We start from the raw sequence: 22575 nt of genomic DNA, 5'->3' as shown, positions 1-22575 counted from the left end.
ATAGTTATGAAGAGAGTGCTATTTATGATAAGTAGTATGAATATAGGTGGGGTAGAAAAATCACTACTTTCTTTGTTATCTGTTTTACCAAAAGACAAATATGACGTTACGGTATTGATGTTGGAGAAGAAAGGGGGATTTTTAAAACAATTACCAAGCTGGGTAAAGATAGAAGAAGCAGCTTGGTTTGAAAGTATAAAACCTAAAATTATGCAACCACCAAAGAAAACGATTAAAGAGTACTTTAAAAATAAAAGATATATTAAGGCTTTAAATTTTTTACTATCTTATGTGGTATCTAAAAAATTAAAGGATAGATATGTTTTCTATAAAGAGATTTTTAAAGACATTCCACATAATAAGAATAAATATGATATTGCAATAGCATATCAAGGACCTACAGACATAATTGATTATTATGTAGTAAATAAAGTAACTTCAGAAAAGAAGATTTCTTGGGTACATTTTGATGTTTTTCAACATCAAATTAATACCAAATTATATGAAAAATTATACGATGAGCTAGATAATATATTTGTAGTTTCTAAAGAAGCGAAAAAACATTTAATAGAGAAGTTTCCTATAGTTAAAAGTAAGACAAGTGTCTTTTTTAATATTGTACTTCCGGATTTAATAAACGAAATGGCAAAAGAAAAAATAGAATTTGATAATGGATATAAAGGTATGAGGATAGTAACAGTAGGTAGACTTTCAAAAGAAAAAGGTCAAGACCTTGCAATTAAAGTTTTATCAATGTTACGTAAAGACGGATACGATGTAAGGTGGTACTGTATCGGGGAAGGGGAAAATAGAGCGTATTATGAGACGTTAATAGGTAAGTATAATTTGAAACAGGATTTTCTATTATTAGGATCAGCAAAAAATCCGTATCCATATGTAAATCAATCAGATATATATGTTCAAACTTCTAGACATGAAGGATATTGTCTCACCTTAGCTGAGGCAAAATGTTTAAAAAAACCTATTGTAACAACTAATTTTACTGGAGCATATGAACAAATAAAAAATGGGCATAATGGTTTTATCGTCGAATGGAATGAGGAAGATTTGTATAACAAAATTAAGTATCTTTTAGATCAAAAGATAATACGTAAAAAAATAACGACGAATTTGTTGACGGAAGAATTAAATAATATAGAAAATATTGATAGAGTTTTTGGATGAATTTAAATGAAGGGAGTCAATTATGAATCCTAAAATTAGTATTATAGTACCGGTATACAAGGTTGAACGATACATTCATAAATGTATTGATTCTATATTGGTGCAAACGTTTGAAGATTTTGAATTAATACTTGTTGATGACGGTTCTCCTGATACTTGCGGAGAAATATGTGATAGATATGCAGATAAAGATATGCGGATTAAAGTAATTCATAAAGAGAACGGTGGATTATCTTCTGCGAGAAATGCCGGATTAGAAAATGCAAAGGGAGATTATATAGGGTTTGTGGATAGTGATGATTGGATAGAACCAGATATGTATGAATTATTATATGGTATGTGTGTTGAACAAGGATGTGATATAGCTATTTGTAGTAGTCAAATCCATTACAGTAATAGAATTGTAACTTCAAGTAACCATCCATTTATTATTCACGATAGAAATACTGCAATGAAGACGATGTTAGAAGGGAAATTGTATGATGAAGTTGTTTGGACTAAACTATTTAAAAGAAATTTATTGGAGGATATTAAATTTCCAGTAGGTATGTCATATGAAGATACAGCATTTACGTATAAAGTTATTCATAAGTGTAAAAAAGTATGTTTCATAGGAGAACCTAAATATCATTATATAAAGCGTGATAATAGCATGATGGATCGGGCTGTAAAAGAGCTTAAAATTGACTCAGTCTTAATTTATGATGAAATGTGTAAATTTATGGAGCGATATTATAAGGAGTTATATAGCTTAGTTATATTAAAACTAGGAAATTGTTCGATGGTAGTTTTAAATTTAATATCAATGAGCGGAAGGTTTAATGAACATAAGGTTAAATATTATAAGGTTATTGGTATATTGAATAATTATTTTTATAAAACGATGAGTTTAAAAGAGTATGGGAAAAGTGTAAAGTTCTTATTGTTTGCGACTAAGCTGCATCCATTATTGTATAAATTTTTAATAAACAATTTTGCAAAAAGGGGACAGGTATGAAGAAGTCATTGTTAAAGTTATATTATTTATATATTGGAACGAAGAATAAGGTAACCATTCAATATAACAGGATGATTACAGTGAAAAGGCAGCCTCCAACAGTGAAAACTCTTGATGAAACGCTTGACTATATTATAGGTAATAATTGTTCAGTAAGTAGATTTGGTGATGGTGAATTCGCTCTTATAAATGGAGAAAGTTTAATCTTTCAGCCGTATTCAAAAGAATTAAAGGATAGACTGGATGGAATTATTAAGAGTAATAAGGTGGGGCATTTAGTTTGTATTCCGAATATTTTTAAAGATTTAAATTGGTGCACTGAAAAATCAAGAGTATATTGGAAAAGATATTTAGAGTTAAATCGTAGCAGAATTTATAAGAGTATAAGTATGAATAAAGAATATTATGATGCATTAGTTACAAGGTTATATATAGACCATCAAGATAAGAGTATGGCTGGAATTCGCTTTGATAAAATAAAAGATATTTGGGATGATAGAGAAGTAATTGTTATTGAAGGGGTGCAAAGTAGATTAGGGGTAGGAAACGATCTTTTTAAAAATGTTAAAACAATTGATAGGATAATATGCCCATCGAAAAATGCTTTTGCGAAGTATAGAGAAATTTTAGAGATAGCAAAGAACCAAAAAAAATCTAAATTAATATTAATTGCACTAGGTCCAACAGCTACGGTATTAGCGTATGATTTATCTTCTTATGGATATCAAACTTTAGATATTGGTCATATCGATGTAGAATATGAATGGTTTTTGAAGAAAGTAACAGAAAAACAGCCTATAAAAAATAAGTATATTGGTGAAGTAGATAATGGAACTAATGTGAATGCAATTAGTGACTTAAAGTATGAGAGTGAAATTATTGCCAGGATAATATAATTTGATTATTTTTGAATTTTTCGAAGATATATAGTTGATGAAGGGGATTAATCATGCGAACGATGCATTCAATCAAGAACATATCAATAAGTATATTTTCTCAAATAGTTATTGTTATTCTGGGATTTATATCGAGGAAAGTTTTTTTAGATAGTTTAGGAATAGAGTATTTGGGAATAGATGGTTTATTAATTAATGTTTTATCCATGTTAGCGTTAATTGAGGCTGGTATAGGAGCAAGTATAGTATACAATTTGTACAAACCTTTGGCAGAAAATAATCAGCATAAAGTTATAGCACTTGTTCAATTATATAAAAAAATCTATCAGATTTTGGCAATAATTATTCTAGCGATAAGTGCTATGATATATCCGTTTTTAAGCTATTTAATGAAAGATGGGGAGTCTATATCAAATGTCGCGATAATTTATTCAATATTTGTAGCAAAAAATGTAGTCACATATTTAAATGCTCATAAGAGGTCTTTAATAAATGCGGATCAAAGGGGATATATATTAGCTAGAATGGATCTCGTATTCCAAGTGCTAACTACCGTGTTCAAAATATTCATACTTCTTTATACGCAAAATTATATATTGTATTTAATTATAGAATTGAGCATATATACAGTTCAAAATGTGGTAAACGGTAGGATCGTGAATAAGAACTATCCTTATATAAACACAAAAAAGAAGTATTCTATAGATAAAGATACGAAAGAAAATTTAATTATAAATGTAAAGGCGATGTTTTTGCATAATATCGGAGGATATATTGTATTTGGCACGGATAATATATTGATTTCTTCTTTTTTAGGTCTTGCTACGGTCGGGATATATTCGAACTATATAATGATAATAAATCAATTATCCGCCTTAGTAAATCCTATATTAAATGGTATTGAAGCAAGTGTAGGGAATTTAATTGCAACTGAGAATAATGACAAAAATTATTCCATATTTAAAGTGACTTATCTAGTGAATTTTTGGATCTTTTCTTTTTGTACCATATTTTTATTTAATCTGTTAGAGCCATTTATAGGGTGGTGGCTTGATAAGAAGTATTTATTAAATAACATAGTTTTTGTAGTGATACTAATAAATTTTTATTTAACAGGGATGCGGACGGCGATATCTATTTTTAAAAATAAAGCGGGATTATTTGTACAAGATAAGTACATTCCGTTAGTTGAAGCGATAATCAATTTAAGTTTATCTATTCTATTAGCTAAAATGTTTGGATTGGTAGGCATATTCATAGGAACGGCGATTAGTACAATTACTACCGTACTGTGGATTCAGCCTTATATTGTATATAAAAATCTTTTTAAGAAATCAGTTTGGAAGTATTTTATAACATATATATTTTATATATTTTTAACTGTCGTAACAGGCTTCATTACTACAAGTATATGTAATTATTTTATAGAAGGTAGTACCTTTATTTCGTTAGTCGGAAAAGGTGTGATTTGCTTATTAGTACCAAATATAATATACGTTTTAATTTTTTATAAAAGCACAGAATTTCAATATATAAGGAATATCTTTAGTATGATGTTTTTAAAAATTAAAAAGAAACAAAACGTTATTTAGGTATAAAAAAGTATGAACAATATACTGATTTGAATTAATAAGGAAGTATAATATTGTTGAAACCGGTTAGTATGAAATGAAACCTGATTTTAATTAGAAAACATGAATCATTAGCCCTAACATAGTATTTATATAATGCATAGTATTCTATTAAAGGGATACGTATGTAAGCAGAATATAAAATATTTATCCCAATCTACTGATATAAGTTTGAATTTTCTGGTGAAATTCAGCTTGCATCTTAGTTGGAGGTTATATATAAATCATGGCAAAATTTCAGGTTACATGTGTTTTGAAAAGTAATCTTCCTGTGTTAAATGAGGGAGAATTTTGTTTTTGTATAGATACTAGTGAGTTATTTATTGGAACGAAAAAAGGGAATGTAAAAGTATCAACAGAGAATACATTTGAGAGGTTAGTAAGTAAACTTAAAAGCAATACATTTGGAGGTTTTAAGTCCAGAAAATCACTGGTTGGAGAAACAGAATCTGCTAATGTGGTTTCAGGCACATATTTTCTTGAGTTAGAGAGATGGAATGTTAAAAATGATGGAACGGACGCTGATAATACTTCTAAAGGGATTAATAATGCATTATTATGGGCATCCCAACAAGGATTTATAGAAGTTGTTTTACCCCTGGGGACATATTTAATTGATGAAAATACACCAATTGAGCCACAAAGCTTTATGACTTTAAATTTAGGTGGATCAACTTTAAAAATAAGAAGTAATGGATTAGTTAAATATGCAATCGTACGATATCAAAGAAATCAAAAATTTTCTCGAGTTACAAATGGAAGGATTGAAGGGGATAAAAATACACATGATTATACAACGATTCCTCATACTCATGAATGGGGGTATGGAATTGAAGTTGGAAATACGACTCCTGCTGAGGGGAGTAATATGAATTATATTTCAATAGATAATATGGAAATTTTAAATTGTACTGGCGATGGTATAGCAATGGAAAGTACATGGGGACAAATTGGAGAATATGATTTTGCTGGTACATTTGAAGTGGGTGGGATTAGTGATGTCAATGGTGCCCTAATAGTAGATGATAATAAAATTAGATCGAATTTAAAAATAGATTTACATCATAGTAGCATTATAAAATGGGGATATTTCGGTTTGTATGGAGATGGCTATGGTGGAACTGGTTCAGAAATATACACAGAATTATATGATGTGTTATTTTATAGGGCTGATAATACTTTTGTAACGGCTGCTAAGAGAGTAAAGTTTTTTGAAGAAGTGAGTGTTCCGGAAGAAGCAGATTATGCGAAAATAGTTCTTCACCAAGGTACAGTACCTACAGAAAACGGTTGTAAAATAACTGTTAGAATTCCGGAATTCTCTAAAAATGTATTTATTGAGAAATGTAAAATACATGATTGTAGAAGGCTTGGGGTAAGCGTATCTGGAGCGAAACAAATTTATATTAGAGATTGTGAAATTTACAAAATGAAAGGTACAGCACCTCAGGGAGCAATAGATATTGAAGATGGATATCGATTAAATCAATATATAAACATTGAGCGTAATAACATATATGATAATCAGGGATATAACGTTGTTGTAGTCGGTGGTAGATATATTAATATCATTCAAAATAAATTAGCTAATAATTCATTAGTAGTAGGCGAAAATGTAGAGAAAGTGATTATAAGCAATAATCACTTAAGGGAAGTAAGTTGTGTTTTAAGCGGAGAAGTAACTTTTACGAATAATCAAATGTATGCTACTCGAGTCACGATAGATCAAGGAGATAAAGAAGCGCTTATTGGTAACTGTACTTTCCATAATAGCGCATTGTTAATGGGAAGAGATAAAGCATATTGTATTCAAGTCAACCAATGTGAATTTTTTAGTGATCGAGATTTATTTCATACTTTTTCACAATTGGGTGCAATAATTGGTTTCTCAGCAGAACCGCAAACTATATCAGATTGTGTTATTAAAGGAGGGGCTGTAGAGGGTACAAGTTTGACAGGCGTATCACCTGGTATGAAAAATGGATGGAGATTAAATAATATTTCTTTTATAGATACGAAACACCCGCAAGGAATCATTATGAATTTACCACCAGGAGTATATACGGGATGTAAATTTGAGAACAGTGGTACAATATCATTTGTTACAAACACTCCTCAAGCAGAATATGAATTTAATGGATGTTCATTTAGTTGGGATGCTTATAATCTGTTTACTGTTGAGTCCTCTCAACGGATAGCGATGCTAAAAGTGAAAAATAGTAATTTTAGAGGGGGAAGATGGGGCTCAGCATTTTTTTTATGGGACATTGGGGGAAGAATAGAATTTAATAATAATGCATTTGAATACCTTAATTCGGAATCGACAGACAGTATAATTAATTTTTGGAATGAAACATTTACGAGTGAGTTTATGTTAATAGAAAATAATATATTTAGGTCAAATAAAAGTATGATAGGCTTGAATGCAATTCAGATTTCATCCTCAATCACTTTGATTTTTAAAGATAATATTGTGGACACAGTAGTTATAAAGTTAAGGGATGAACATATAAAAAAGGATAATTATATTAATGGCGTCTTTGATCCGTACGTGTAAAGTTATAGGGACTAATGGAGCAACAGATCCTTTGCAAGTAAGTAGTGATAGCGCATGGAAATATTCACTTAGGCTAGCTATGTTTAAACTATTTGATGAGATAGAAGTAATGATAGATGACGTAATTAAACAAAACAAGAGGCAACTAACTTTAGTTGCCTCTTGTTTTGTTTAATTGCATATAAAGTTTTAAATGGTCCTTCGTGTTAGGGGTATTAAACGTAAATAAGTAAGGAGGATAGTACATGAAAAGAATTTTTGATGTATGTATTTCTTTATTGTTATTATTTGTATGTTTGCTTCCTATTCTTGTAGTAGCAATCTTAGTTAGGCTGAAATTAGGGTCCCCTGTATTATTTAAACAACAGCGCCCGGGACTACATGGACAACCGTTTAATCTTTATAAGTTTCGAACTATGTTGGATAAGAGGGATAGTAATGGGGAATTACTTTCAGATCAAGATAGGCTGACTACTTTTGGGGAAATCCTTAGAAAATATAGTTTAGATGAGTTACCGCAGCTTATAAATGTTGTAAGAGGTGATTTAAGTTTAGTAGGTCCACGCCCATTATTGATGGAATACATACCTTTATATTCTAGTAAACAGGCTAGAAGGCATGATGTAAAACCAGGAATTACGGGATGGGCACAAATAAATGGGAGGAATTCGATTACTTGGGAAGAAAAGTTTGAATTAGATGTATGGTATGTAGAGAAGCGTTCTTTTTTATTAGATTTGAAAATAATTGTACTTACAATAACAAAAGTATTTAAAACAGAAGGGATAAATCATGTTGGGCATGTAACAATGGGGCGATTTACTGGAGAGAACATAGAGATAAAGGGGGAGGGGAAATGAAAATTTTGATAATTGGGTGTGGTGGTCATAGTAAGGTTGTGAAGGATATCATCTTATCAAATGAAGGATACGAGATAGTCGGTTATTTAGATGATCTATATACAGGTATAACTATTATTGATAACCTTTATTTTGGGGGAATTGAAGATGCACGGGAAATTATCAACAATTTTAATGATATAAAGCTTGTTATTGCTATAGGGAATAACAAAATGAGAAAGAAAATTTTCGGAATATTAAATCAACCGATCGGCATATATGCTACAGTAATTCATAAAACAGCAATTATAAGTCCTCATGCGCATATAGGGAACGGAACGGTAATTATGCCGAATGTGGTTGTTAATGCTGATACTATCATTGGTAACCATACGATAATAAATACGGGCTCAATAATAGAACATGATAATATAATTGATGATTTTGTTCACATTTCACCACATGCTACACTTACAGGTTCTATCACAATAGAAGAGGGGGCACATATAGGAGCATCAGCTACTATAATTCCAGGTGTTAAAATTGGGAATTGGTCTATTGTTGGAGCGGGCTCTGTTGTAATAAATGATTTTCCATCTAATTGTACTGCTGTTGGCATTCCTGCAAAAGTTATTAATGTAGTAAATTAAGAGGGGGATGAAGAATCGTGATAAAAAGTAAGGAGAAAATATATCTTTCTGCACCACACATGAGTGGAAATGAACAAAAATATATTCAAAATGCCTTTGACTCAAACTGGATTGCCCCTCTTGGTCCAAATGTAGATGAATTCGAAAGAGAACTTGCATCTTTTGTAGGAGTGAAAGGTGGGGCTGCAGTTAGTTCAGGTACGGCTGCTATTCATTTGGCTTTGAGACTATTAGATGTTAAAAAGGGAGATACAGTGTTTTGTTCAAGTTTTACTTTTGTAGCGAGTGCGAATCCGATTGTTTATTTGGGAGCTGAACCGGTGTTTATTGACTCGGAACCAGAAACATGGAATATGTCACCGCAAGCGCTAGCGCTTGCATTATATGATGCTAATAAAGCAGGGAAATTACCGAAAGCTGTCATTCTTGTTCATTTATATGGTCAGAGTGCGAAGTTAGATGAAATTCTTTCGCTTTGTAATCAATATGATGTTCCTATAATCGAGGATGCAGCAGAATCTCTAGGTTCTACATATAAAGGAAAAGCGAGCGGTACTTTCGGGAGGTTTGGGGTTTATTCATTTAATGGAAATAAAATCATTACAACTTCAGGTGGTGGAATGCTTATATCAGATGATGCGGAAGCATTAGTGAAAGCAAAATTTTTAGCGACGCAAGCAAAGGATCCAGCACTACATTATGAACATAGTGAGATAGGTTACAATTATAGAATGAGTAATATATTAGCTGGTGTTGGGAGAGGGCAATTAGAAGTGTTAGAAGATAGAGTGAGGACTAGAAGGTGTATATTTAATCGGTATTATGAAGAATTATCTCACATACCTGGATTTTGTTTTATGCCGGAATTAGAAAATACTCGCTCGAATCGTTGGCTTACAACTATGATGATTGATGAAAAGGAATCTGGTATCTCTATTGAAAAATTATTGAAAACCTTAGCAGAAGAGAATATTGAAGCACGTCCTACTTGGAAGCCACTACATATGCAGCCACTTTTTAAAGAAAGTAAGTATTATTCTCATCAGAAAGATAATGATGTATCTAAAAGATTATTTGAAAAGGGGATTTGTCTTCCTTCGGGTTCTAATATGATGGATGAGGATCAACGGAGAGTTATTCAGGCTATTATAAATATTATATAACAGGGAATAATTCACAGAGAAACAAGTGGATTAATGTTCATTATAATGAATGTTAACGTTGTTAATTTGGTGTATATTTCCATTATTGTATTGACGTGAAAGTAATATAATGATAATTTAGATGTATCTATACCTAAGTTTATAAGTGGATTAGGATGTGTGGTTGATTGGGAGTTGAAATGTATATTTTTGTTCTTTAAAAAGAATTAAATCAAGGGAGAAAAGTTGCGTTAAATAAAAAAAGAACCTTTGCGGTAACTTGTTGTATATGGGGTGGGGAAAATGAGTGCTATAACAGGTATTATTCATTTTAATGAAGAAACTATATCGATTCAGCATGGCACACAGTTAATGAGTGACTTACAAAAGTACCCTGCTGATGATATTCAAATATGGCATAAAGAAAATGCCTTTCTGGGATGTCACGCACAGTGGATTACACCAGAATCAGTTGGTGAACAACTACCCTTTTATAATTACGAAAAGCAACTGGCAATTACAGCAGATGCTATTATTGATAATCGTAATGAGTTATTTGAAAAATTACAAGTGGATTATGCAGATAGAAAAAACATGACAGATAGTGAGTTGATTTTACTCTCTTATCAGAAATGGGGGGAAGCGGCTCCAAAATATTTGGTAGGCGATTTTGCCTTTATGATTTGGGATGAGAAAAAACAAACCCTTTTTGGAGCCAGAGATTTTTCGGGAAGCCGAACCCTTTATTTTTATCGTGGTGAGGAAAAGTTTGCTTTTTGCACTAATATAAACCCGTTATTTACTCTACCATATGTTGAGAAAAAATTGAATGAGCAGTGGCTTGCTGAATTTTTAGCCATCCCGGTGAATTTTGAATCGATAGATGCTTCTTCAACGGTATATAAAACTATTGAGCAAATCCCACCTTCCCATTCTGTTATTGTGAGAAATGGGAAAGTGAAGTTATCGAGATACAATACACCAATCGCTGGAGAAAGGCTTCAACTCAAATCAAACGAAGAGTATGAAGAAGCGTTTTTAGAAGTGTATCAAAATGCGATAAGATCACGTTTACGTACTCATCATCAAGTAGGGGCTCATTTGAGTGGAGGACTTGATTCTGGTTCTGTAGCTAGCTTTGCTGCACGGGATTTAAGAGCAGCAAATAAACGTCTACATACATATAGTTATGTGCCAGTAAAGGGTTTTGTAGATTGGACGCATAGAAGTAGAGTAGCTGATGAAAGACCTTTTATTCAATCGACTGTACAGCATGTAGGAAATATTAAGGAGCATTATTTGGATTTTGAAGGAAGAAGTCCTCTATCAGAAATAGATGAGTGGCTTGAAATTCTAGAGATGCCGTATAAATTCTTCGAGAATACTTTTTGGCTTAGGGGAATCTATGAGGAGGCACGGTTACAAGGAATTGGAGTACTCTTAAACGGACAGAGAGGCAACTGGACGGTGTCATGGGGCCCGGCTGTGGACTATCAAGCTATGCTTTTGAAAAAGATGAATTTACGTCGATTTTTGCAAGAACTATATTCGTATAGTAGAAATATTGGTGTAAAGAAATCACGAGTATTTTCAGTAGTGAAAAAAAAGGCATTTCCGTTTTTGAATCGAATATCTTCATCAAAAAATCAAATTGTTTTCCCGAGGTTTATTAATCCAGAATTTGCAAATAGAATGAATGTGTTCGATAAACTTCTAGAGCATGATGTTGATATAACAGGAACCTCTATAACAGATGTATATGAAATAAAAAAAAGGCAATTTGAACAGTTATATTATTGGAGCATAACTGGTGCATACGGATCCAAATTATCATTGCGTTATTCTTTATGGGATCGCGATCCAACGAATGATTTACGGGTTGTTCAATTTTGTTTAGCTGTTCCAGAAGAGCAATACGTTCAAAATGGTTTAGATCGGGCACTAATTCGAAGAGCAACGAAAAATTTCTTGCCTGATGAAGTAAGATTGAACCAGCGCACTCGGGGTGTTCAAGGTTCTGATGGTGTTTACCGTATGGCTCATCAATGGAGTGAATTTATTGAAGAGCTTGAGCAGCTTAGTAAGGATCCTATAATTTCAGAATTCTTGGATATAGGGGTTATTAGAACTGCGATTTCTAAGATTAAAGAAGAACCCCATCCAGAATATGCATTTGATTTGGATTTTCGAATTTTAATGCGTAGTTTAATAGTATATCGATTTATGAAAAAAATTATTTGAAGGGAGGTGACATCATGAAAAAGGATTGGACAATGCCTACACTGGAAGTGCTTGATATCAATATGACAATGGCTGGACCGGGTATTAAAATACCTGATGCTGCCCAACCAGATGTTGATGAAACGATTCACCATAGCTAATTTATCAATTAGGATGCACATTGTTATTCCCTTATACAGTAAAAGTATAAGGGTTTTTTATAAAAATTTTGAAAGCTATTTGGAGTGAGAGAGTTGATGGAAACTACAAATAAAAATGTATATAAAGTTTTTGGGTTAAGAGTTTTGAGTGAAATGAAGTTGCCGGAATTACCTCAAATTAATGAACAAGAAGAGAATGTAGAAATTGTAATTCGATTAACTGATTTATCTCAGAAGTGGAGGGAACTTGCTAGCGCAAAACAAAACTTTGTAGTTGATAAAAACGTAGTTATGATTCGTATTCCTGATACTGCTATATTTTCTATACAAGGAGGAAAGCAAATATTTGTTTCACCAATGAAGGAAGCTTGTGAAGATAAGATCCGTCTTTATATACTTGGAACTTGTATGGGTGCCTTATTAATTCAAAGGGGAATATTACCATTACATGGTAGTGCAATAAATATTGATGGGAAGGTTTATGCCTTTGTAGGTAATTCGGGAGCAGGTAAATCAACTCTTGCAGCGGCTTTTTTAAGTAAAGGATACAAAATTTTGAGTGATGATGTAATTGCTGTGACAGTTTCGTCAGATAAGACTCCAATTGTGATTCCATCTTATCCGCAACAAAAATTATGGGCGGAAAGTTTGAATGCTTTTGGAATGGGAACGGCAAGTTATAATCCATTGTTTGAGCGAGAAACAAAGTATGCTGTGCCTGTACAATCTCATTTTTTCTCTGAACCATTACCTCTTGCTGGTGTTATTGAGTTAACGAAAACAGAGGGTGAGAACGTTGAATTGATTCGAATTGAAGGACTTGAACGACTGCGTACATTGTTTTTTCACACGTTTCGTAAGTTTTTAATTACGCAATTAAAATTGACAGAGTGGCATTTCACTACTTCTACAAGTGTGATAAACCAGGTAGATATGTTTCATTTGAAACGTCCAAATAATAGGTTTACAGCGCATGAACTTGTATCAATTATATTAAAAACTATACATGGAGGAGTAATAGATGATGTATACAGAGAGAATTTCTCTAGAGTGTCAGATTGTGCAAAGTGAAGGGAATATTGTGAGTGATATGGATGGGGAAAAAGTAATGCTAAATGTTCAAAAAGGGAAATATTATAATTTGGGAGAAACAGGAGGAGAAATTTGGGAACTAATAAAAACTCCAATTATGGTTACTGAACTTGTCAGTACATTGTTGTCAAAGTACAACATTGAACGGGGCGATTGTGAAGAGCAAGTTCTTTCCTTTTTAGAGCGTTTATTTCAAGAAGGTTTAATTCAAATAAAAGATCAATCTAATAGATAGATTCGCAATTTCAAGAGAACTGTTAGGAAGGGATTAATGAATATTGTGAAAAGGTTAAGGGTATTTTTATCACTGAACATGGAAACAAAGCTTTTATTTTTAGAGGCTTTTATTTTTTTAGGATGGGCGCGTGTACTGAAAAGTATTACCTTTTCCAAAGTTGCACCTTCTTTAGGGGATTACATGAACGAAACATCAGTTGCTCAAATTCAGCCACACGGGGATACACTAAAGAAGGTGTCTGAAGCTATTTCTATTATGAGTCGTTATACTTTTTGGGAAAGTCAATGCCTTGTTAAAGCTATAGCTGGGATGAAAATGCTCGAAAAACGTCACATTGAGAGTACTCTTTATTTAGGAACTGCTAAGGCTAGTCATGGTGAATTAATTGCGCATGCATGGTTACGGAGCGGTTCTTTTTATGTTACTGGATCAGAAGGAATGGAGAAATTTACTGTCGTTGGATCATTTGCAAAGAGGTTAAGTGAGGACACTATTAAAGGAGAATAAAATGGAGAAAGATTTTGGTCTTAATGTAGAGTTCATGTCTAAGGAATTGAAACTTCTTTTTACAATTTTGAAGTTACAAGATGACGAAACACTGCAAACTTATAGTAGTGAATGGTTCACAGATATTGATTGGGAGGTTTTTCTTGAGCAAGCCATGCATCATCGTGTTTATCCGGTGATTTATCAAAAACTTAAACAGGTAGATGAGGAACGAATTCCTTCACATGTTGTACAAACTTTAAATAGAAAATATAGAAATAATACATTTCAAATGCTTTATTTAAGTGCTGAAATGGAACGAATAAATAAATTTTTTAATGAAAATGAGATTCGTACGATGTTTCTAAAAGGACCTGTACTATCTCAGGACTTATATGGAGATATTTCTTTACGAACATCTTGTGATTTGGACGTTCTCATTCCTGTTCAAAAATTAGAAAAAGTAGAAAAACTACTTTTAGAGCAAGGATATGTGAAAGATGATTATATTCAAACGATATTAAGTGATTGGAAATGGAGGCATCACCATATAACATTTTTCCATCCAACAAGGCGGATCAAACTTGAAATTCATTGGAGGTTAAATCCTGGACCGGGTAAGGAACCTGGGTTTGAAGAGCTTTGGAAGCGAAAGAGAAAAAGTGCACTTACAAGTAATTCGGTATATATGTTAGGAAAGGAAGATTTATTTTTATTTCTTGTCTCTCATGGTGCTAGACATGGTTGGTCTAGATTGCGCTGGTTAGTGGATATAAAAAAAATTGTCAATCAAGATCTTAACTGGAGTGAGATTAACAAATTAATGAGAAAATATCAAATGTTTCATTTAGGAGGACAAGCATTAATTTTGGCATCTCAAATGTTAGGTGCACGATTAGATAAGAGGATGATGGAATTAGTAGCGAAAAAACGTTCAAAGCAGTTAGCTCAAGAAGCGCTGTTTTATTTCAAGCAAATGATAAACTTGCATACCGATCCTGTTCCTGAAGAAGTACTTGCTTATCATAGTAGGCATTTATTTTCACTGATGTCTAATCAGCAAAAAATTTTATTTATTATGAGCCAACTCTATCCTTATCCGATTGATGCAAAAACATTGCCGTTACCTAAATTCCTTCATTTTTTATATTTTCCTTTACGTCCGTTTCTATGTCTTTGGAGGAAAACAAAGAAGCTTGCTTTGTCATAGGGGGAACATCGATGAATCATATTATATATTTTATGAAGAAATTATATTCTTCTGCAGGGAAAATTCTGTATGTGAATTTGTTTGGTATGGTTTTAATAAGTTTACTTGAAGGGATAGGTATTATTTTATTAATTCCTATGATAAGTATGGCTGGAATAATTAATATAGGTGAGGAGACTGCTTTTATTGCACCTGTTTATAGATTTTTGCAGGATTTCCCTAAAACAACAAGCCTAATTTCTATTTTAGGTATATATATACTAATAGTGTTAGGGCAAAATCTATTACAACGAAACATAACGCTAAGGGATGCGAGAACGCAACAAGCTTTTGTACGAGAATTAAGAATAGAAACATATAGTATGATTCTAAAAGCGAAGTGGAGTTTTTTTTTAGAGAAAAGGAAAACAAATCTAATAAATATATTAACTACAGAATTAGCTCGCGTAAGTTATGGGGTTAATTTAATTTTACAATTGTTAGCTGTTATTCTGTTTACATTCATACAGGTGGGGCTTGCGTTTTTATTATCTCCCCAAATAACTATATTTGTTTTGGTCTTTGGCTTATTATTCTTAGTAGCTTCTCGTGCTTTTATAAAAAAAGCACGAATACTAGGCGGTAAGACCTCGAAATTAGCACAAGACTATCTTTCTGGTATAACAGATCATTTTAATGGAATTAAAGATATAAAGAGTAATACTTTGGAAGCATCACGTTTAGATTGGTTACAATCTATAACAGAAAAGATGAGTAATGAACAAATGGAGTATATGAGAATAAGGTCGAACTCTCAATTGTTTTATAAAGTTTCAATGGCTATTTTAATTGCATTTTTTATATTATTATCAGTAAGTATATTTAAAGCTCAACCCACCCAATTACTATTAATCATACTCATCTTTTCGAGACTATGGCCACGATTTATGACAATTCAGTCAAATTTAGAACAGCTTGCTGCAAGCATTCCTGCTTTTAAGTCATTATGGGACTTACAAGGGGAATGTAATGAAGCAATTGAAATGCAGGATATACATCAGCAAAAACATATAAAGCCGATTTGTATAGAGCAGGGTATTGAATGTAAGGGTATTTATTTTCGATATAATAAGGAGGAGCATTTGTATGCACTTCAAAATATTAATGTGAAAATACCAATCAATAGTATGACGGCTATTGTGGGACATTCGGGAGCTGGGAAGAGCACATTAATCGATGTTTTAATGGGATTGATTCAGCCAGAGAAAGGTCAAGTATTAATAGATGGAACTCCTCTTACAAGTGAAAATTTATTGTCATTGAGACGGGCTATTAGTTATGTGCCACAAGATCCTTTTTTATTTAATGCCAGCATAAGAGAAAATTTATTGATGATTGAGCCGAATGCGAGTGAAGAACAAATTTGGACTGCATTAGATTTTGCGGCGGCAGCTGAATTTGTACGAATGCTTCCAAAAGGGCTTGATACTCTCATTGGAGATCGTGGAGTGAGACTTTCAGGTGGTGAACGTCAACGACTTGTACTAGCTCGAGCTATTTTAAGACAACCATCCATTTTAGTATTAGATGAAGCTACGAGTGCATTAGATACTGAAAATGAAGTAAAAATTCAATCAGCAATAGAAAGGTTGAAAGGAACGATGACTATTGTTGTTATTGCGCATCGGTTATCTACGATCCGCAATGCAGATCAAGTTATTGTTTTAGGAAAAGGTGAGATTGTTCAAAAAGGTGAATTTAATCAATTGGCTAAAGAGAGAAAAGGTGTATTTCGAAATTTATTAGGGTCACAAATGGAAGTGGGTTCATAGAGGAGAAAGATTGAATGAAATCTTGTATTATTGTAATTCGAGTTGAATGATAGCCCGGATAATGGTCAGTTACAAAAGGTCTTATTCGGGCTTTTATATTTGTGTTTTCTAAATTTAGGGAATAAATATAATTCAGTACCTTGCAATAAATAATACTAAGTGGTATATTATGGATAAAATAGCTACCGTTTATTGAACAGTACTAAAATGAGAAAGGGGGATTGTCCTTGAACGTTCAGTTTAAAAAAGGTGTGTTAGAACTATGTGTTTTGGCACTAGTGAAACGTAAAGATAGTTACGGTTATGAACTTGTTCAGCAAATCTCTAATAAATTTTTAATATCGGAAGGTTCTGTATATCCGTTATTACGTCGTTTAACGAAAGAGGGATATTTTCAAACATATTTAAAAGAATCGACGGAAGGACCGCCCCGTAAATATTATCAACTAACAGAGCAAGGAGAGATGCAACTTACTTTATTAGTAACAGAGTGGCGTGATTTTGCTAAAGGTGTTCAAGAAATTATTGAAGGGGTGGAATGGGATGAGTAAAGAGCAGTTTCTTAAAGAATTATCAAGTCATCTTAGAAAGTTACCAGAAGAAGAGCGACAAGATATTTTATTTGATTATGAAGAGCACTTTCAGTTTGGGATGGAAGAGGGGAAAACTGAATCAGAAATAATAAAGGGACTTGGCTCTCCGAAAGTAATTGCGAAAGACTTACTTGCGATGTATCGATTTGATGAAATGAAAAAAGATCCGTCGACTTCAAATGTGACAAGAGCTGTCATGGCAGCGGTTGGACTTAGTTTGTTTAATTTTATTATTGTGTTAGGCCCGTTAGTTGCAATTATAGCTTTTATATTTTCCTTTTGGGTCGGTGGGATTGCTAGTGTAGTGACACCATTTTTCGTTATTGTAAAAGTATTTATGGGCACTTTTATATGGTTGGATCTTTTCGTTAGTATAACGTTTGTCGGAGTAGGTTTGTTGTTATGTATTGTAGCTTATTATAGTACGAAGTGGTTTAAAAGATTATGTGTACGCTATGTAGTCTGGAACTTCAAAATGATAAAAGGGGAGTAGATGATGAAAAAGATATTATTAGTAGCTATCGCTTGTATCATTATTGGAGTAATAGGGATTTCACAAACATATGAAAAAGCAGTACAAACTGCAGAAAAAGGAGATAAAGAGGACGTAATTAAAAACGAAACGCTAAAAAATGTAGAAGTTAAGTTAGATGCTGGAGATATTGTTGTCCAAAAATCTCCTGATTCCTCTTTTTATGTAAAGCAAAAAGGAGACGTAAGTAAACAGGAGATTCGTATTGCTGAAGATGGTGATACATTAAAAATCATAGGGGAAATAGAAAAAGGTGTTTCATTTGATTTTTCATTTTACAATTTCGGATTTCAAACGCCTACAGTGACTATATTAGTACCTGAACGTTCTTATCAAGAGATAAAAGTAAATTCATCCGCTGGACAAATAGAAATAAGTAATGTGAAAAGTGACCGCGTAAGTGTTGAAACACTCGCCGGAGAAGTGGATTTGAAACATGTAACAGCAAAGAGTGTGGAGGGGTCTACAAAAGCTGGTGATGTGAATTTTAAAAAAGTAATAGGGAAAGTAACAGCAAAAACGGCTAGTGGGGATATAGATATTATTGATCATGATTCTAAATATGATTTAGAGGTAAGTTCAACTGCTGGAGATGTAGATATTACTTTATTGGAAAAACCACAAGATGCAGTTATAACTGGGCAAACTGCTGCTGGAGACGTGACAATTTTTAATGAAGACAATAAAAATATAACGATTGGTAATGGTAGTAAAAAGATTAGCGGTAAAACCGCTGCTGGAGATGTTACTATTGAAACGCGTTAATAATTAATGAAACGCATTCTTTTGAATGAACGGAAATCTATCAAAATATAAAAAGAAGATAATTACCTATATAAATAAGGGAATTATCTTCTTTTTATTATTTTTAATGTAAATCACGATATACGCCAATTACTTTTCCAATAACTGACACTTGTTTTAAAATAATAGGTTCTAGTGAAGAGTTTTCCGGTTGTAGACGGAAATGATCTTTTTCTTTATAGAAACGTTTAACAGTTGCTTCGTTATCTTCTGTTAAAGCAACTACAATTTCACCGTTGTATGCAGACTGTTGTTGGCGAACAACAACTAAATCACCATCAAAGATACCGGCTTCAATCATGCTATCTCCAGAAATGCGTAACATAAACACTTGATCTGCTCCAGCAACGATACTAGCTGGAAGTGGGAAGTGATCTTCTACACTTTCGACTGCTGTAATCGGTAAACCGGCAGTAACTTTTCCGATGATTGGAACTTGAATAACAGATTGTGTTTCCGTTCGGTTGTCACCTAAAATTTCAATTGCGCGTGGTTTTGTTGGATCGCGTCGAATATATCCCTTTTCTTCTAGTCGTGATAAATGTCCGTGCACTGTAGAACTAGAAGCAAGGCCGACTGCTTGACCGATTTCACGTACGGAAGGTGGATATCCTTTTTCTTGTACTTTTAGCTTAATAAAGTCGAGAATGTCTTGCTGGCGTTTCGTTAACTTTTCCATGTTTTCTAACACCTCGTTTTCTTTCATTTTTCTTATTATTAAGTATAACATGCGAAAAAACATTCTACAAACATAAGTTCGAACGAAAGGCAAATTTATGATACACTATAAGGAAAATATAGTGAGAAAGAAGGGTTCAAAATGAATGCAATTATTTATGCACGTGTGAGCACAACAAAAGAAGAACAGGAAACATCATTATTGCGTCAAAAAGATGAATTATTGCATTTAGCTGAGCGCTATCAAATGGATGTTACAAAGGTAATTGAGGAGCAGGCTAGCGGTTATACAATTGAACGTGATGGCATATTAGAAGTGCTAGATACAATTCGAGATGAACAAGTTGATGTACTACTTATACAAGATGAAACGCGTCTTGGTAGAGGAAATGCAAAGATTGCATTAATGCATTGTTTACATAAAGAGGGGATAAAAGTTTATACGCACACGCATAGTGGTGAATTACAGCTTTCAGATTCTGATTCGATGGTGCTAAATATAATTGGGATCGTTGAAGAGTATCAAAGAAAGATCCACAATTTAAAAATTAAACGTGGCATGCAAAGAGCAGTGGAGAAAGGATTTCGTCCAGAAAATAATTTGAAAAATCGTCATTTAAGCGTAGGACGTGAGAAAAAAGAAGTGCCAATTGAGGAAATTGTACGTTTGCGCCGGAATGAATTAACTTTTGAAGAAATTGCAGCAACACTTCGTGGTTTTGGTCATGATGTTTCAAAAGCAACTGTACATCGAAGGTATGTAGAATATACAAAGCAATTGCTTGATAAAGAGGACTAACTATTGTATGATAATAATCAGTTTTGAGTAGAAGGGGGATTCGAGATGCCAAGTCAAGAACTCATTGAACGCATTAACTTCTTAGCGAAAAAAGCAAAAGCTGAAGGCTTAACTGAAGAAGAACAACGTGAGCGCCAATCGCTTCGTGAACAATATTTAAAAGGATTTCGTCAAAATATGTTAAACGAATTAAAAGGAATTAAAGTCGTTAACGAAGAAGGCACGGACGTTACACCGGCGAAATTAAAAGCTTTAAAAAAGCAGGATAATGCAAAATTAAATTAAAAGATGGGCATAGCCCATCTTTTTTTATTTGTTAAAATTGTTATTTAATAACTTTCCAGTTTTCATTTTTCGTTGCTTCTATCCTTTTATGCTTCAATATATAGTTAGCGATAAGTTCAGACATATCTGTTGGTATGTCTTTTACTACTGGTTTATTTTGAAACATAAAGAAGTTCCCGCCACCGCTTGCACGATAATTATTCATAACAACGTCATATTCTTCATTCATATTAAGAGGAGCGCCTTTATACTGCAAAGACTCTACTCTCTCTCCAATTGGTTTTGAAATGTTTAATACATACGAAATCCCTTCCCACATATCGTAATTATAGTGTTGTGGTTTTGGTTCTATATAGGTAGGGTTTACGATGATGGTTCCATCTGCTTTTAATGTGAAATAAGAAGCAGAGAGTTCGAGAGCATCTTTTATATCCGCTCCGGTTATTCTAATTACTTTTAATGTATTTGGATAAATATAATTAGAAACGATGTCACGCATTGTTACATGTTTCGGGAAACCTGGAGATGTATTATGAAACAAACTTGTACAAGAAATTGAAACATTAGCTATATCCATCTGTATTTTATTTATGAATTCAATAAAAGGATGGTCTTGCAAACGTGTTTGCATAGCATCGGAAATTTGCATATCCCCATAAATTATTCCAATAGGTTTATCAAGCCAATTTTGTGTTTTCTCTTCATAATTGGCAACCAAGGAAAGAACATCTTGGTCTGCCGCAATTCCTTGTACGGGCAATAACTCTGAATAACTCTCTTTTTTCACCCATTTTTGTTCTGCTTTTTCGAATGTTACTGTTACTTTTCCAACTGAGTGTCCATTGCATCCGGTCTGTAAAATTGTTACACCATTAATCACGGTGTGAGCGATTTCTCGGTGTTGGTGGCCTGTTAGTAAAATATCTATGCCTTCAATTTCATGGCACATTGCATATCCTTGGTTTTCACCTGTTAAAACTTCAGTCGGTACTCCGGTTTGTAAATCACGTTCAAATCCCCCGTGATAGGCTACGACTAGTAAATCTGGTTTTTCATGTTTACGGATGTAAGAAACCCATTTTTTTGTTGTTTCAAATGCATCTTCAAATTGTAAATCTTTAATATGATGTGCTTGTTCCCAATGGGGGATGTAATGCGTTGTCACCCCTAAAATAGCAATTTTTATATTTGATTCAATATGTTTTATTATATATGGTTTCCCGAAATAAGGTTCTTTTCTGTTTTTATCTAAAATGTTTGCTGATAGATAAGGAGAATTTGCAGTAGCCACAGCATTATTTAATATATCCATTCCGTAATTAAATTCATGATTTCCGATAATTGCAATGTCATACTCTAAGTAGTTGGCTAATAAGGACATTGGGTTTTCCATATCTTTTTCGTATGTAGCGTAATGATAAGTAAATGGTGTTCCTTGAATGAAGTCCCCGTTATCAATCAGAAGAACGTTTGCATTTTGAGAACGTTCTTTTTTTATGAGAGTAGAAATTTTAGCTAAACCAATTTCTGCTTTGGAGTTATCTTGGTAGTGAATTGGATACACAGTACCATGTACATCGCTTGTTAATAAAATATTTAAAGTTACAATTTGATTTTGATTCAACGCCATTCACCTTTTCTATAGTTATCTTTCAATTAATCATATCAAATATATGAAAAGAATTTTAATGTGAATGTATAGAATGTGTAAAGATTCTGTAAATAAGCAATTATTTGTAAAAATATGTGATATATTTCTTCATGTTTAT

At 32.9% G+C, this 22575-nt stretch carries 23 protein-coding genes; 21 read left to right on the top strand and 2 right to left on the bottom strand.

Annotated features, from left to right (window positions below):
• Positions 1-6 precede the first annotated feature (6 nt).
• From QCI77_RS18560 to QCI77_RS18470, 19 genes are all read left to right on the top strand, one after another.
• Positions 7-1185 carry a glycosyltransferase gene (locus tag QCI77_RS18560; protein ID WP_088031106.1) on the top strand — a complete coding sequence of 393 codons (1179 nt, stop codon included), beginning with the start codon at positions 7-9 and terminating at the stop codon, positions 1183-1185.
• Between the two features lie 22 nt (positions 1186-1207).
• Positions 1208-2182 carry a glycosyltransferase family 2 protein gene (locus QCI77_RS18555; protein WP_061689942.1) on the top strand — a complete coding sequence of 325 codons (975 nt, stop codon included), beginning with the start codon at positions 1208-1210 and terminating at the stop codon, positions 2180-2182.
• The gene (locus QCI77_RS18550) at positions 2179-3078 is read left to right on the top strand and encodes an SP_1767 family glycosyltransferase (protein ID WP_353825337.1); all 900 of its coding nucleotides are present in this window, start codon (positions 2179-2181) and stop codon (positions 3076-3078) included. Before QCI77_RS18555 ends, QCI77_RS18550 begins: the two co-directional genes overlap by 4 nt.
• Before the next feature lie 53 nt (positions 3079-3131).
• On the top strand, positions 3132-4670 hold the full coding sequence (locus QCI77_RS18545) for a lipopolysaccharide biosynthesis protein (RefSeq protein ID WP_088031104.1): 1539 nt from the start codon (positions 3132-3134) through the stop codon (positions 4668-4670).
• 265 nt (positions 4671-4935) lie between these two features.
• Positions 4936-7266, top strand: a complete 2331-nt coding sequence (locus QCI77_RS18540; protein ID WP_353825336.1) for a right-handed parallel beta-helix repeat-containing protein — start codon at positions 4936-4938, stop codon at positions 7264-7266.
• On the top strand, positions 7241-7441 hold the full coding sequence (locus QCI77_RS18535; RefSeq protein ID WP_088031102.1) for a hypothetical protein: 201 nt from the start codon (positions 7241-7243) through the stop codon (positions 7439-7441). Before QCI77_RS18540 ends, QCI77_RS18535 begins: the two co-directional genes overlap by 26 nt.
• 70 nt (positions 7442-7511) lie before the next feature.
• A complete protein-coding gene (locus tag QCI77_RS18530; RefSeq protein ID WP_088031101.1) occupies positions 7512-8126 on the top strand; it encodes a sugar transferase in 615 nt (204 codons plus the stop codon).
• Positions 8123-8755, top strand: a complete 633-nt coding sequence (locus QCI77_RS18525; protein WP_061689948.1) for an acetyltransferase — start codon at positions 8123-8125, stop codon at positions 8753-8755. Before QCI77_RS18530 ends, QCI77_RS18525 begins: the two co-directional genes overlap by 4 nt.
• A gap of 59 nt (positions 8756-8814) precedes the next feature.
• Positions 8815-9918, top strand: a complete 1104-nt coding sequence (locus QCI77_RS18520) for an aminotransferase class I/II-fold pyridoxal phosphate-dependent enzyme (protein ID WP_353825787.1) — start codon at positions 8815-8817, stop codon at positions 9916-9918.
• Positions 9919-10200: 282 nt separating this feature from the next.
• On the top strand, positions 10201-12138 hold the full coding sequence (locus QCI77_RS18515) for a lasso peptide isopeptide bond-forming cyclase (RefSeq protein WP_353825335.1): 1938 nt from the start codon (positions 10201-10203) through the stop codon (positions 12136-12138).
• 14 nt (positions 12139-12152) lie between these two features.
• A complete protein-coding gene (locus tag QCI77_RS18510) occupies positions 12153-12278 on the top strand; it encodes a paeninodin family lasso peptide (protein ID WP_040963111.1) in 126 nt (41 codons plus the stop codon).
• Between the two features lie 93 nt (positions 12279-12371).
• Positions 12372-13349, top strand: coding sequence for an aldolase (locus QCI77_RS18505; RefSeq protein WP_353825334.1), 978 nt, complete (start codon positions 12372-12374; stop codon positions 13347-13349).
• Positions 13300-13605: a lasso peptide biosynthesis PqqD family chaperone gene (locus QCI77_RS18500; protein WP_012261439.1), complete on the top strand. Its 306-nt coding sequence runs from the start codon at positions 13300-13302 to the stop codon at positions 13603-13605. The genes QCI77_RS18505 and QCI77_RS18500 overlap by 50 nt, the downstream gene beginning before the upstream one ends.
• Before the next feature lie 36 nt (positions 13606-13641).
• Positions 13642-14115 carry a lasso peptide biosynthesis B2 protein gene (locus QCI77_RS18495; RefSeq protein WP_353825333.1) on the top strand — a complete coding sequence of 158 codons (474 nt, stop codon included), beginning with the start codon at positions 13642-13644 and terminating at the stop codon, positions 14113-14115.
• A gap of 1 nt (position 14116) precedes the next feature.
• A complete protein-coding gene (locus QCI77_RS18490) occupies positions 14117-15304 on the top strand; it encodes a nucleotidyltransferase domain-containing protein (RefSeq protein ID WP_002167807.1) in 1188 nt (395 codons plus the stop codon).
• Positions 15305-15315: 11 nt separating this feature from the next.
• A complete protein-coding gene (locus tag QCI77_RS18485; RefSeq protein ID WP_353825332.1) occupies positions 15316-17115 on the top strand; it encodes an ABC transporter ATP-binding protein in 1800 nt (599 codons plus the stop codon).
• 227 nt (positions 17116-17342) lie between these two features.
• Positions 17343-17666, top strand: coding sequence for a PadR family transcriptional regulator (locus tag QCI77_RS18480; protein WP_002185126.1), 324 nt, complete (start codon positions 17343-17345; stop codon positions 17664-17666).
• The gene (locus QCI77_RS18475; RefSeq protein ID WP_002128581.1) at positions 17659-18201 is read left to right on the top strand and encodes a DUF1700 domain-containing protein; all 543 of its coding nucleotides are present in this window, start codon (positions 17659-17661) and stop codon (positions 18199-18201) included. Before QCI77_RS18480 ends, QCI77_RS18475 begins: the two co-directional genes overlap by 8 nt.
• Positions 18202-19005, top strand: a complete 804-nt coding sequence (locus QCI77_RS18470; RefSeq protein WP_353825331.1) for a DUF4097 family beta strand repeat-containing protein — start codon at positions 18202-18204, stop codon at positions 19003-19005. It begins immediately after the preceding gene.
• 103 nt (positions 19006-19108) lie between these two features.
• Here QCI77_RS18470 and lexA read toward each other — a convergent pair whose 3' ends face one another.
• A complete protein-coding gene (gene lexA, locus QCI77_RS18465) occupies positions 19109-19723 on the bottom strand; it encodes a transcriptional repressor LexA (protein WP_002087894.1) in 615 nt (204 codons plus the stop codon).
• Between the two features lie 141 nt (positions 19724-19864).
• Here lexA and QCI77_RS18460 point away from each other — a divergent pair, with 141 nt between their 5' ends.
• Positions 19865-20521: a YneB family resolvase-like protein gene (locus QCI77_RS18460; protein ID WP_002128580.1), complete on the top strand. Its 657-nt coding sequence runs from the start codon at positions 19865-19867 to the stop codon at positions 20519-20521.
• Positions 20522-20566: 45 nt separating this feature from the next.
• A complete protein-coding gene (locus tag QCI77_RS18455) occupies positions 20567-20806 on the top strand; it encodes a DUF896 domain-containing protein (RefSeq protein WP_002014431.1) in 240 nt (79 codons plus the stop codon).
• 40 nt (positions 20807-20846) lie between these two features.
• Here QCI77_RS18455 and QCI77_RS18450 read toward each other — a convergent pair whose 3' ends face one another.
• The gene (locus QCI77_RS18450) at positions 20847-22430 is read right to left on the bottom strand and encodes a bifunctional metallophosphatase/5'-nucleotidase (RefSeq protein ID WP_002165251.1); all 1584 of its coding nucleotides are present in this window, start codon (positions 22428-22430) and stop codon (positions 20847-20849) included.
• Positions 22431-22575 lie beyond the last annotated feature (145 nt).

The organism is Bacillus cereus group sp. MG9, from assembly GCF_040459995.1.
In the GTDB taxonomy this organism is placed as follows: Bacteria; Bacillota; Bacilli; order Bacillales; family Bacillaceae_G; genus Bacillus_A; species Bacillus_A mycoides.
The sequence above is the reverse complement of the archived record's forward strand: the minus strand, read 5'-3'. Positions and strand labels throughout refer to the sequence as shown.

Coding starts and splice junctions, on each gene's coding strand:
- QCI77_RS18460 (WP_002128580.1), top strand. CDS start 19,865: ATGAATGCAATTATTTATGCACGTGTGAGCACAACAAAAGAAGAACAG.
- QCI77_RS18515 (WP_353825335.1), top strand. CDS start 10,201: ATGAGTGCTATAACAGGTATTATTCATTTTAATGAAGAAACTATATCG.
- QCI77_RS18475 (WP_002128581.1), top strand. CDS start 17,659: ATGAGTAAAGAGCAGTTTCTTAAAGAATTATCAAGTCATCTTAGAAAG.
- QCI77_RS18510 (WP_040963111.1), top strand. CDS start 12,153: ATGAAAAAGGATTGGACAATGCCTACACTGGAAGTGCTTGATATCAAT.
- lexA (WP_002087894.1), bottom strand. CDS start 19,723: ATGGAAAAGTTAACGAAACGCCAGCAAGACATTCTCGACTTTATTAAG.
- QCI77_RS18525 (WP_061689948.1), top strand. CDS start 8,123: ATGAAAATTTTGATAATTGGGTGTGGTGGTCATAGTAAGGTTGTGAAG.
- QCI77_RS18555 (WP_061689942.1), top strand. CDS start 1,208: ATGAATCCTAAAATTAGTATTATAGTACCGGTATACAAGGTTGAACGA.
- QCI77_RS18485 (WP_353825332.1), top strand. CDS start 15,316: ATGAATCATATTATATATTTTATGAAGAAATTATATTCTTCTGCAGGG.
- QCI77_RS18530 (WP_088031101.1), top strand. CDS start 7,512: ATGAAAAGAATTTTTGATGTATGTATTTCTTTATTGTTATTATTTGTA.
- QCI77_RS18455 (WP_002014431.1), top strand. CDS start 20,567: ATGCCAAGTCAAGAACTCATTGAACGCATTAACTTCTTAGCGAAAAAA.
- QCI77_RS18520 (WP_353825787.1), top strand. CDS start 8,815: ATGAGTGGAAATGAACAAAAATATATTCAAAATGCCTTTGACTCAAAC.
- QCI77_RS18540 (WP_353825336.1), top strand. CDS start 4,936: ATGGCAAAATTTCAGGTTACATGTGTTTTGAAAAGTAATCTTCCTGTG.
- QCI77_RS18470 (WP_353825331.1), top strand. CDS start 18,202: ATGATGAAAAAGATATTATTAGTAGCTATCGCTTGTATCATTATTGGA.
- QCI77_RS18490 (WP_002167807.1), top strand. CDS start 14,117: ATGGAGAAAGATTTTGGTCTTAATGTAGAGTTCATGTCTAAGGAATTG.
- QCI77_RS18500 (WP_012261439.1), top strand. CDS start 13,300: ATGATGTATACAGAGAGAATTTCTCTAGAGTGTCAGATTGTGCAAAGT.
- QCI77_RS18545 (WP_088031104.1), top strand. CDS start 3,132: ATGCGAACGATGCATTCAATCAAGAACATATCAATAAGTATATTTTCT.
- QCI77_RS18560 (WP_088031106.1), top strand. CDS start 7: ATGAAGAGAGTGCTATTTATGATAAGTAGTATGAATATAGGTGGGGTA.
- QCI77_RS18550 (WP_353825337.1), top strand. CDS start 2,179: ATGAAGAAGTCATTGTTAAAGTTATATTATTTATATATTGGAACGAAG.
- QCI77_RS18535 (WP_088031102.1), top strand. CDS start 7,241: ATGGCGTCTTTGATCCGTACGTGTAAAGTTATAGGGACTAATGGAGCA.
- QCI77_RS18495 (WP_353825333.1), top strand. CDS start 13,642: ATGAATATTGTGAAAAGGTTAAGGGTATTTTTATCACTGAACATGGAA.